Annotated in this window: 7 protein-coding genes; 2 read left to right on the top strand and 5 right to left on the bottom strand. The window is 56.7% G+C overall.

Going from position 1 to position 11,855, the window contains the following annotated elements; all coding sequences use genetic code 11:
* Positions 1-441: 441 nt before the first annotated feature.
* The gene (locus tag V6D20_00325; GenBank protein ID HEY9814243.1) at positions 442-1,395 is read left to right on the top strand and encodes a sulfotransferase; all 954 of its coding nucleotides are present in this window, start codon (positions 442-444) and stop codon (positions 1,393-1,395) included.
* Positions 1,396-1,523: 128 nt separating this feature from the next.
* Here the strand turns inward: V6D20_00325 and folK are convergent, their stop codons facing one another.
* From folK to dps, 5 genes are all read right to left on the bottom strand, one after another.
* On the bottom strand, positions 1,524-2,075 hold the full coding sequence (gene folK, locus V6D20_00320) for a 2-amino-4-hydroxy-6-hydroxymethyldihydropteridine diphosphokinase (GenBank protein ID HEY9814242.1): 552 nt from the start codon (positions 2,073-2,075) through the stop codon (positions 1,524-1,526).
* A 247-nt stretch (positions 2,076-2,322) separates the two neighbouring features.
* Positions 2,323-2,562, bottom strand: a complete 240-nt coding sequence (locus V6D20_00315; GenBank protein ID HEY9814241.1) for a 2Fe-2S iron-sulfur cluster binding domain-containing protein — start codon at positions 2,560-2,562, stop codon at positions 2,323-2,325.
* 106 nt (positions 2,563-2,668) lie between these two features.
* Entirely contained in the window at positions 2,669-3,262 is a 594-nt protein-coding gene (locus V6D20_00310) for a pentapeptide repeat-containing protein (protein ID HEY9814240.1), read from the bottom strand.
* Positions 3,263-3,436: 174 nt separating this feature from the next.
* A complete protein-coding gene (locus V6D20_00305; GenBank protein HEY9814239.1) occupies positions 3,437-4,600 on the bottom strand; it encodes a GNAT family N-acetyltransferase in 1,164 nt (387 codons plus the stop codon).
* Positions 4,601-4,709: 109 nt separating this feature from the next.
* On the bottom strand, positions 4,710-5,237 hold the full coding sequence (gene dps, locus V6D20_00300; GenBank protein HEY9814238.1) for a DNA starvation/stationary phase protection protein Dps: 528 nt from the start codon (positions 5,235-5,237) through the stop codon (positions 4,710-4,712).
* Between the two features lie 584 nt (positions 5,238-5,821).
* Between dps and V6D20_00295 the strand changes: the two genes are divergently transcribed.
* Complete coding sequence (locus V6D20_00295; protein ID HEY9814237.1) at positions 5,822-11,803, top strand: tetratricopeptide repeat protein; 5,982 nt, start codon at positions 5,822-5,824, stop codon at positions 11,801-11,803.
* Positions 11,804-11,855 lie beyond the last annotated feature (52 nt).

Genomic DNA, 11,855 nt, shown 5'->3' with positions numbered 1-11,855 from the left:
AAGAATTGCAGCTACTCATTCTTGCTGCTTTACAAGCGTTATTCTGGATCTTTCAAAGCGGAAACTACGGTGATCCCCTAGGATAATTCATACCTTCAGCTACGCAGCAGCCATAGAAAATTTGAGGTGCAATATCCGTGTTATTGCTATTGGACTTTATGAGAAGTTGCGCTAAAAATTACATGCGAACATATAGAGTCAGGGCGAGCATTTGAGAATCATTAGACCATACATTTGAATGCAACTTTTTTGCCACAAATATCATCACAATACGTCTCTTGAATAAAGGATCAGCACGGTTGGATTTAGCCAAAATTATCATTCTCTAGATAGATGTCTGGCACGATCAAACCATGCTAGTCTTTACGGGCTAAACACGGGCATCTCTACGCTATTCTAAACAAGGCGCTTGAAGTAAAACTGAACCCATACAGGCTTGCAATGATACAGAATAATCCCCTCAGTGCTCCCTGTTTTTTGGTAGGGGCTGAGCGCTCTGGAACAACCATGCTTAGACTGATGCTCAATGGGCATCCTCAACTAGCTTGGTGTAGTGAATTTGAGTTCATTGTGGATCATTTAGCAGCACCAGGATGCTGGCCTGATCTACAGGAATACCACAAACTATTAGACACCGATCGCATTTTCCAGACCTACAACTTTCATGTCGATCAGCAGCTAAGCTACCCTGATCTAGTCAAAGACTTCATGCGACAAAAGCAGGTGCGCGATCGCAAAGAACAGGTGGGTGCAACGGTGCATCGTCACTTCGATCGCCTCCTATGGATTTGGCCCGAAGCACGATTTATTCACCTCGTTCGTGATCCTAGAGATGTGGCACCATCCTGCATTGGCATGGGCTGGGCTGGAAATGTTTGGACGGGGGTGGAGCGCTGGCGTGAAGCAGAAGACTTGTGGACAACCCTCAAATCTAAGCTGACCAGCGATCGCTACCTTGAGGTGCGCTATGAGCTGCTGTTGCAAGATTCTGAAGCAGTGCTCACCCAGGTTTGTCAGTTTCTTGGACTGCCCTACAGCGCCCACATGCTCAGCTATCCAGACTACACTACCTACGATGCCCCGGATGCTCGCTACGCTCAGAAGTGGCAGCGGACGATGAAAAAAAAGGATGTGCAGTTAGTAGAAGCCAAGGTTGCTCACCTCTTAGTACAGCGTGGCTATCAGCTCAGCGGTCATGAAATTCTCCCACCATCCTCGCTGCAGAAAAAAGCGCTTCAGGTGCAAGATCGTCTAGCACGGATTCAGGCCCGCATTCGATCGATGGGGCTTCCACTATTTGTGGCTGACTACATCATCCGCCGCCTTGGGGTTGAGCCCTGGCAGCGAGCTATGCGACTGCGGTTGAATGAACTAGAGCAGGCCGCTCTTAAGTAGTTCTACTTAACGTCAGTTCGGGTTAAGGAAATTTTTTAGCTGGTTGGATGAAAGAATCAAGATCTCAGCCTACGAGAGAATGAAGCTTTCAGCTTATCCCGAACTCAGGTTACGTAGCCTCCCGATCGCTAGCCCTCCCATCGCTGGATACCGGAACAATCGCACTGCTGCACTAGATGGGCGATCGCCTGTCCGGTGGTGGGATCGATCCAATGTCCAGCGATTTCTGCTAGGGGTACCAAGACAAAGGCGCGATCGCCCATGCGAGGGTGAGGGATTTGTAACGTCGGAGTTTGCAGGCAGCGATCGCCAAAGAGCAACAAATCTAGATCCAGCAGGCGTGGGCCCCAGCGTTCTCGCCGCACGCGGCCAAACTGGGCTTCGATCATCAATAGCGTGCTTAGCAACGCCTCGGGAGCCAAGCTGGTTTCCAGGATCGCGCAGGCATTGAGATAGTCAGGCTGGGGTGGCCCCACTGCGGCTGTTTGGTAGATCGACGACCGGGCCACTAGAGATACATGGGGAGTTTGGGCTAAGACATCAAAGGCCGCTTGCAAAATTTGGTAGGAATCACCCAGGTTACTCCCCAGAGCGATCGCACTTGGGGTCATTGCTTCCACCTGGCGTAGGATTGGTGAGGTTGGTGCTGCCGGTTGCATACCCCGTCCAAGATGAGACATAGTGCATCAAACCTTTCAACATAATATGCCGGGCGATCGAAAACCTTTGACTAACCTGCGTTCAATGAGGCTTGGATGCGTTACGGCTGCGCCTAACACATCCTACTGGCACTCCGTGAGCATTGAGCGGCGTCGAAAGGCTTGCCCATAGTTTATTGTGATGCGTTACGACGTCGCCTAACGCATCTATCTATGCCACTCTGAATAGACTACGATCTGCTAGAGAAGCGATCGCTGCTTATGTAGCCTACCAGGTTGGGTCTACCATAAGGTTGATGGTCAAGTCTGCGCAATCCGGCGGTACGGCGGAGATACAGGAACAAATCACCCGACCGTCCTCCAGTTCTACCTCACAGGCATGGCAGGAACCCATCAGGCAGCCGGTGGGAATGCTGATGCCAGCCCGTTCAGCCACTTGCAGCAACGGTTCACCAGCCTCGGCAGCGATCGCAATATTATCCGGCAAAAAATGAACTTGAACAGTCATAAACAGAACATGGATGATGAGCTGAAGTTGTAACCCGGCAATGCTGTTTCCCTGATTCAACCGATCCTAGGATAAAAGAGCGGGCGGAGCAGGGAAGGCGATCGCTTTAACGAATGGCGGTGCTGGGCATATTGGCACCCCGCAAATCGGCTTTATCCAGGATCGTATGTTCAAAAATGGCATCGTGCAGGTTAGCCCGACAAAGGCGAGCCCCGGTTAAATCGGCCTTGCTTAGGTCTGCCCGTTTGAGAATGGCATCCGTCAAGTCAGCAACCCCCAAGTCTGCCTCGGTCAACACAGCACGACTGAGGTTAGCATCGCTCAGATCGGTGGCACTGAGGTCAGCACCATGAAAAATGGCGCGATTACAGTTGGCTTCACTGAGATCCGCCGCCCCCAGTTGAGCGTAGGTAAGGTTGGCGCGACTCAGATTAGCAGCGCTGAGATCCGCCGCTAAAAGCTGGGCTCCAGTCAAATTAGCGCGGCTGAGGTTCGCTTCACTTAAATCGACCCGTAATAAAACCGCTTCAAATAGATCGACCCCGCTTAAATTAATGCCGCCGAGGCTCAGTTCACTAAGGTTGACCCCGCTGAGGTCAACCTTAGAAACACAGGATTCTTGTCGCCAACGATTCCAAAAATCAATGCCCTTCTTGAGGGTAGCAAGATGCTCTGGATCTGCCATAGAAGTTGCAATCACATTCCAGGTTGCAAGGGACGATAAGCTTTGGTGAGTTAGGGCTACAGCCTTATGCAACGTCTTGCCACCGACTGACTAGCAAGGACACCATGTTAGGCCTAGGCTAACTTGCCTAAAGTATATCTCTGAACGGACAGGAGCCGCTGTTCTTCCGGCAACCAGTACCTACTGCATCTAGAAAAAGTCGGGCATCCAAGGAGAACCAGTGGCAAATATCTGGGTGGCGATCGCCACAGACTGATCATCCCCCTCCAACCAGCGCATCCAGCGTAGTTGGGTTGGAGAAAATAGACCGGTATAGAGGGCTGCCAGACCCTGGATCGAGAGCGATAGCCCATCTCCTGACTGACGGGTGACCTGTCCTTGCCCGTTGGCGACGGAGAGCCGGAAGGTGTCCGTATTCGCCGACAAGAGATCATCCTGCACCGTGAGGTAGAGATCTGCCGTTAGGGCTAGGGGATAACCGCGACATTCCAACGCACGCACAACATCGACAATGCGTACCATCCAGCGATCGCCATCTCCCGGTTTAGCCTCCTGGTCTGGCAACCCTAGGGCAAGTGGATCAATTAACCCACTGCGCCACTGCACTCGATCAATCTGCGATCGATGGGAGCCCAGAAATGCCCAGAGCGTTTTCAGAGCAGCGGGACTAGTGACCACCCAATCCAATACATCAATCTGGGTGCGATCGCTTTGACGACCTTGGTGAAAGGCTACGTAGCCCTGGGGCTGATCCGTGGGGCCAAACTGATAGAGGAAAAGAGCTTGTTTCGACATGTCGAGGAGTTCGTTCCAGAGAACTGGGGAGCGATCGAGATGCCCCGTGTGATAGGCAGCCTGCTGCTGCTGGAGCGATCGCAGCCTGGCTATATCAACCGCCATAGGACTCACCGACAAGGGTGGATCGGTCACCCGGATGCGATCGCAGTCGATATGCCACCGATAGCGCATACCGCCTTGCTCATAGCCCACCTGACGATAGAGACGCTGCACGGCTGGATACAGCGTTGAGATGGGTACATGGCGATCATGCAGCTCCCGCAGCGTCTCTTGCATGAGCACCAGCGCGGCCCCTTGCCCGCGCCATTCTGGGGCCACCGACACCGCTGCAATCCCCACCATGGGCACCAGCTTGCCTCCAAACCACTGTCCCATCGGCAGGGTTGCCAACCCACCCACAAGCTGCGATCCATGGCGCAACACCCGTATATGGTCTAGCCCAATCCGTTGAAGATAGCGAGCTTCACGATCAACTGGGGTCACGAAAGATTGACAGACCAACGCATTAAATTGAGCCGCATCCGACTCGTGAAGTGAGCTAAGTTGAAAGGCCATAGAGGTCATACACCCTAGAAATCATCATTGCAAAACGCCCACTCCCCAGATTAGAGGAGTGGGCGATCGTCTGTGCAACTAAAGCTTCAAGAAAACCCTAGTCGTCAGCCTAGGCAAGACTACCCTTGTTCACCAAATGGGCTTCGAGGAACCAGAGGCGCTTGTCGATGGTGCGGGAGATTTCGGTATAGAGATCGGCGGTGTCGGCATCACCGGCATTGTCGGTGACATCGATCGCTTCCCGCACATGGGCGGCATAGAGCGCAAATCGTTCAGCCAATGCCGTCACGTGCTCAACGCCTTCAACAATCTCGGTAGGATATTCAGGCAGAATGGAGTTGCTAGCCGCCATGCGGGCGGTGCCCAAGGCGGTGCCACCTAAGGCCGTGATCCGCTCGGCCACCATGTCCACATACTCGTTCAACTCGCCTGCCATTTCATCAAACAGTTCATGGAGTTGATAGAAGTCCATGCCTTTGACGTTCCAGTGGGCTTGCTTGGTTTGGGTTTTCAGATCCAAGGTGGCAGCCAGAGTTTTGTTCAGCAAGTCTGCAACCTGCGATCGCACCTCCATAGCCAGATCGATCCGAGTGGGATAAAAACGTCCAGTTGCTGCGCGAGAAGTCGTAGCTGTCATACGTATGTCTCCTGATATATCGTTTGTCAATGAAACGGGAAAGATTGAGCAAATCTTAGGGATCGCCGCGCCTACCTTCACCCCTTCCGCGCTTGCAGCGGATCGGGCAGCGGATCGGGACTCGGTAACTAGCCTAGGACTAGACACTAGCCGGAGCGATCGCTCTCGAACTTCTATATCATACTCGTAATGAGTCCGACTTAGCAATCCCTCATTGGGTAGAGTTGTGCTGTGGGGGATTTTCTATAATCAGGACTACTGACCACAACCACTCGTCAGGGTGTCGGATCTAGACGATTCAGCCGAACGGTGAGACGCGGTGGTAATAGGGCCTGTAGGTCTTGCTCTGATTGTGCCACGGATCTCCGTTGACCGCCTCTACAAAGAGATAGATTATGCTGAGGAGCAAGCTCTGTTCTGGGGAGAACTCGCGGTCTAGATCGAAGGGCGATCGCTCTTGGGTATTCTAGCCATCGGGTTGATTGACCCAGATTGAAGATCCTCACCCCACCTCTCCAGGATGGGAGATGGGCTTTGAACGCACCTGCACCTCTTGCTCCCGTTGTTGCCATAGACCCTTGGGCATGTCTTTTTCCAGCTCTGATCACCTACAAACTGCCCTCCAACACCACCAAGCCGGTCGATGGCATGAGGCAGCTCAGCTCTATCGTCAGGTGTTAGCCCAACATCCTAGCCATACCGAGGCCCTGAAGCTCTTAGGCACCTTAGCGGAGCAAACCCAGGATCTGCCGCTAGCCCTCAACGCCTACCAAGAGGCGATCGCTGCCGAGCCTACCCAGATCCATCTCTATCTCTCCCTAGGCCGTCTTTATCATCGACACCATCAAATCAGCGAGGCGATCGCAGTTTATCAGCAAGCTCTAGACCGCGGCGTAGCCTCCGCCACCCTGCAAGCGCAACTGGCCGCCGCCTTGGATGACCAGCAGGACTATGCCGCCGCCGCCCGGCACTACCAAAAGGCGATCGCCCTCGACCCGCAAGATGCCCTGCTGCACCACAACCTCGGCACCGTCTGCCATAAGCAACAGGATCTGCCCCAGGCGATCCAGCACTACCACAAGGCGATCGCCCTCAAGGCTGACTATGCCAAGGCTCATCTCAACCTAGGCACGGCTCTGCAGCAGCTAGGAGAAACCCACCAAGCGATCGCCGCCTATGAGCAAGCGATCGCCCTCGATCCTAGCCTGGCCCTGGCTTACGACGCCCTGGGCTCCATCTACCTAGCCCTGGGAGATCTATCCCGCGCTGTTGACCACTACCGACAAGCGATCGCCCTACAGCCCAACCATGCTGATACCCACGTCAACCTGGCCATGGCACTGCTGCGATCGGGAGACTTGGCTGCCGGATTTGCGGAGTATGAATGGCGACGGCGAGACCGGCTTCTCCCGGAACCCAGATGGGACGGCAGCCCCCTCCAGGGACAAATTATTTTGCTGCACGCCGAGCAAGGCTTTGGTGATGCCATCCAGTTCATCCGCTACGTATCAGCGGTGGTGCAGCGGGATGGGCGGGTGTGGGTGGGCTGTCCGTCGCCGTTGGTGCGCCTATTTCAAGCTGTGCCCGGTGTGGAAATGGCAGGCAGCGCCATCGATGCTGGCCAGGTACAGCAGCACGCCGCCCTGATGAGCCTGCCCCATCTGTTGGGCACCACCCTAGAGACGATTCCCGCGCCCATTCCCTACATCGATCTAGCCCATCTTTGGGACACCCGCGCCCAAGCGATCGCCTCCCGCATCGCCAACAGTGCGGCACAGTTCCCCAACCATCGCCGCATCGGTTTAGTGTGGGCGGGCAGTGCTGGCAACCCAGATGATCAATACCGCACCTGCCCTGCGGCGCTCTTGCAGCCACTGCTGACTCAGCCCAACTGTCTATTTTATAGTCTGCAAGTGGGCGATCGCCGCTCAGAGCTAGCCACCCTCGCTCCCCAGGGTGAGGTGCTGGACTTGGGCGATGATTTGCAGGACTTTGCCGATACAGCGATCGCCATCAGTCAACTTGACGGGGTGATCACCGTCGATACAGCCGTGGCCCATTTGACCGGAGCCCTAGGGAAACCGGTGTGGATTTTGCTATCGACCCAGCCGGACTGGCGCTGGTTGGATGAGCGTCAGGATAGCCCTTGGTATCCTACAGCGCGCTTGTTTCGCCAGCCCCAACCCGGTGATTGGTCAACGGTGATTGCAAACGTGGGCAGGGCGATCGCCCAGGGAGGCTTGCCCCGCAGTTCCAAGCCGTCTGCGGATCCCAGTCCAGACCAGCCCGTCGAGCCTCACCTGTCTGTAATCCAACAGGGCTTTGTCCATCATCAAGCCGGTCGCTTGGAGCAAGCCGCACCGTTCTACCAAAGCATTTTGCAGCAAGACCCCGATCACATGGAGGCGCTGCAACTGCTGGGGACTTTAGTGTGCCAACAGCAGCGCTATGCCGAGGGCGCAGACTATTTGCGGCGGGCTCTGGCGCTCAAGCCCACCTATGCCGAGGGCTACTATAACCTGGGCTCGGCCCTGCAAAACCTAGAGCAATCCGAGGAAGCGATCGCTGCCTTTCAACAGGCGATCGCCCTGCGGCCAGACTATCCCGAAGCCCATTTGAACCTAGGCACGATCTACAAGCGTCTTCAGCAGCATGCCGAAGCGGCCGAGCAGTTTCAGCAAGCGATCGCCCTGCGACCAGACTATGCGAAAGCCTGGCGCAGCCTCGGCTCCGTGCTCCGCATCCAGAGCCGCTGCGAGGAGGCCATTCCCTGCTACGAGCGGGCGCTGGCCATCGATCCCACCTATGCCCATGCCTACAGCAGTTGGGGCTATTTGCTGACTGAAATGGGGCAATTGCCCGCCGCGATGGAGAAATATGAACAGGCGATCGCCCTTGATCCTGACCATGTGGATGCCCAGTTTGGTCGCGCTGCCCTGCACCTGCGCATGGGCAATTTCCTAGAAGGCTTTGCGGGCTATGAATGGCGCTGGAAGTATGACTATTGCCCACCTCGGGATTTTTCCCAGCCCCTATGGACAGGCGATCGCTTTGCGGGAAAAACCCTCTTGCTCCACGATGAACAGGGCTTGGGCGATGCCATTCAGGCGATGCGCTTTGTGCCCTTGGTGATCGCTCTGGGAGGACGGGTGGTGCTGGAGTGCCGAGACGTGTTGATGCGTCTTTTTCAAACTGTGCCAGGCGTTGACCAGTGGGTGATCCGGGGTGAACCCCTGCCCGAGTTTGACTGCCATGCACCCCTGATGAGTTTGCCGTGGTTACTGCAGATCACCCTGGATACCTTACCCAACCAAGTGCCCTACCTATCGATCCCCCCCACGACCCAGCTCAGCCTGCCCGTCGCGCCCCCCGGCATCCGCAAGCTAGGCATCGTCTGGGCCGCTAATCCGGTGAACAAAACCGGCAGTAAGCGTTCCTGCCCCCTCGACCATTGGCAGGCGATCGCCCAGCAGCCTGGACTACAGCTCTACAGTTTGCAAAAAGATCCCAATCCCGAGGATCAAGCCTGGCTGCAAGCCCATGGTGTCATTGATCTGAGTGGGGCGCTCAGCGACTTGGCAGAAACGGCCGCCGCGATCGCCCAGTTAGATCTGGTGATTACCGTCGATACCGCCGTAGCCCACCTGAGCGGAGCCCTGGGGCAGCCCACTTGGATTCTACTGCCCGTCATGGCCGACTGGCGCTGGATGGGCGATCGCTCCGACAGCCCCTGGTATCCCACCGCTCGCCTCTTCCGCCAAACCGCCTCAGGAGATTGGTCGCCGGTCATGGCAGCGATCGCCGCCGCCCTGGCCAACCCATCCTCCCTGGCTTCACCGTCCACACCCACTGTAGAACTAGCCCAGCGTCGGTCAGCCGCTGCAGCCTCGACCCAGCGATCCCCCGCCAGCGATCGCCCCTCCCGGTCATCACTCCTCAAAACCGCCGTCGCCCAGCACCAAGCCGGTCAGCTAGAGGCCGCCAAAGCCCTGTACGAACAACTCCGCGATCGCTATCCCCAAGACGGCAACGCCATGCATCTCCTAGGGGTGATTGCCTACCAATCCGGTGATCTAGAGGAGGCGATCGCTCTCTATCAGCAAGCCCTAGCCCGCCTGCCCCACTATGCCGAACTGCACAATAACCTAGCCGTCGCCCTCGACAAAGCTGGACAGACAGAGCAAGCCCAAGGGCACTATCAACAAGCGATCGCCCTCAAGCCCGACTATGCCGAAGCCTGGCACAACCTCGGCACCCTCTACCAAGGACAAGACCGCATCGACGATGCCATTCAGCAGTATCAACAAGCGATCGCCCTCAGGCCCAACTATGCCGACGGCTACAACAGTTGGGGCAGCGCCCTCAAACGGGGCGATCGCCTAGAGGAAGCCCTCAACTACTACAACCAGGCCCTGACCTTGGAACCCGATCACCTAGAAGCGCGCTGTGGCCGGGCCGCCGTCTTGCTCAAACTAGGCCAGTTCACCCAGGGCTGGGAGGACTACGAATGGCGCTGGCAGCACCCCGACTGTCCGCCCCGGCAGTTCCAGCAACCCATGTGGACGGGAGGCGAGGTGCGCGGAACCCTGTTGCTTTATACCGAACAGGGGCTAGGAGACGCCATCCAAATGGTGCGCTATCTCCCCCAGGTGCAAGCCAGGTGCGATCGCCTGTGGATTGAATGCCATCAGCCGGGTTTAGGACGTCTATTCCGCACCCTAGCCGCCAGCCTTGGGGGAGATATTCAGGTGTTTGAACTCGGTCAGGTACCGGACGGCGTGGACTACCAAGCGCCTTTCATGAGCCTGCCCCGCATCTTCGGCACCACCCTAGAGACCATTCCCGCCGCCTGCCCCTATCTGCTGCCCCCCCCGGAAACTCTACGTCCCCTGCCTGCTCACGATCCCCGTCGTGCCAACATTGGGCTCGTGTGGACAGCCAACCGCCTGAGCAAAACCGGAGAGCAGCGTTCCTGTTCTCTAGATGCCCTGAAACCCTTACTCTCCCTGAAATCCGTAAAATTCTACAGCCTGCAAAAAGACGTCTTACCCGAGGAACAGGCTGTCCTCGACCGGGCAGGGGTGATCAGCCTGGGCTCCCAGTTCACCGACCTGGCCGACACCGCCGGAGCGATCGCCCAGCTCGATCTGGTGATCACTGTCGATACCGTGATTGCCCATCTAGCCGGTGCCCTAGGCAAACCTACCTGGGTACTCCTCCACCTCTCCTGCGACTGGCGCTGGTTGAGCGATCGCCCCGATAGCCCCTGGTATCCCACCCTGCGTCTCTTCCGCCAGACCCAGGCGAATACCTGGCAACCCGTGATCGCCCAACTCCTCACCCAGCTTCAGGAGCACTACCCGATGGCAACGCCCGCCCCCACGCCTACCAAACACATCCTGGGCGTAGGCTGGCCCATGGGCCTGATGACCGGCTGGGGAAATTTTGGTATCAACCTCGTCCTTCAGCTTCAGCAGATGCCCGACTTCGCGCCCGTGCTGTTGGCCAAATCCGAAGCCATCGATCAGCTCAATCCCCTACACCGATCGCTCCTAGCGCCGATCGTTGCGGAATACCAACGTCTGCAAGCGCTCCTAGATGCCAACCCCGGTAAACAGCTCCAGCTCAATGTGCCGGTACTCCATGCCCTAGGCAATGGCCTCCAAGGCGGACTCATGCCCAAGCTGCGGGGCGATCGCAATCTGGGGGTAGTTTTCCTCGAAGATACCCATCTACCACCAGAGGCGATCGCTCGGGGTCGTCAGTACGAGCTAATGATCGCCGGCTCCCAATGGAACGAAACGGTCTTGCGGGCAGCGGGCTTGGATCACGCCTATGCCTCTCCCCAGGGCATCGACCCTACCCGTTTCCATCCAGGGCCAAAATCAGGGCTCTTGGGCGATCGCTTCGTGATTTTCTCCGGTGGCAAGCTGGAATATCGCAAAGGGCAGGATATTGTGGTGGCGGCCGTGCGCCGCTTCGTGGAACACCATCCCGACACCCTCCTGCTCACCGCCTGGCATAATTTTTGGCCCCAGTTCATGCAGGGCATAGACCGCAGTCATGTGCAGGGTCTACCGGCGATCGATGCCCAGCGCCGCCTTCAGGTTAAACCTTGGTTGGCCGCCAACGGCATTCCTCCCCAACAGGTCATGGATATTGGCCCCATTCCCAACTACCTGATGGGGGAAGTGATTCGAGAAGCCGATGTCGCCATTTTTCCCAATCGGGGGGAAGGCGGCACCAACCTAGCAGCCATGGAGTGCCTGGCCTGCGGCATTCCCACGATTCTTTCCGCCAACACCGGCCATTTGGATATCATCGGCAAGCATTGTTATCCCTTACGTCACCAAGCCCCCGTGCAGCCCATCGCGCCGTTTGTGGGGGTTGAGGGCTGGGGTGAATCCGATGTGGATGAGATCGTGGAGGCGTTGGAACAGATCTATAGCGATCGCGCCACGGCCCGCCAGAAAGGACAAGCCGCCGCTGAGTTTATGCAGGACTGGACATGGGCCAAGCAAGTGCGTCGCATGGTTGATCGTTTACATCAAACAGGACTGCTCTGAGCCTGCCTAGTACGTTTGGAAAGACGATAGAGTGAGGGCAAAATGTAGTGGG

The organism is Candidatus Obscuribacterales bacterium (assembly GCA_036703605.1).
Lineage (GTDB): Bacteria > Cyanobacteriota > Cyanobacteriia > RECH01 > RECH01 > RECH01.
This window is presented reverse-complemented; position numbering and strand designations above follow the sequence as displayed.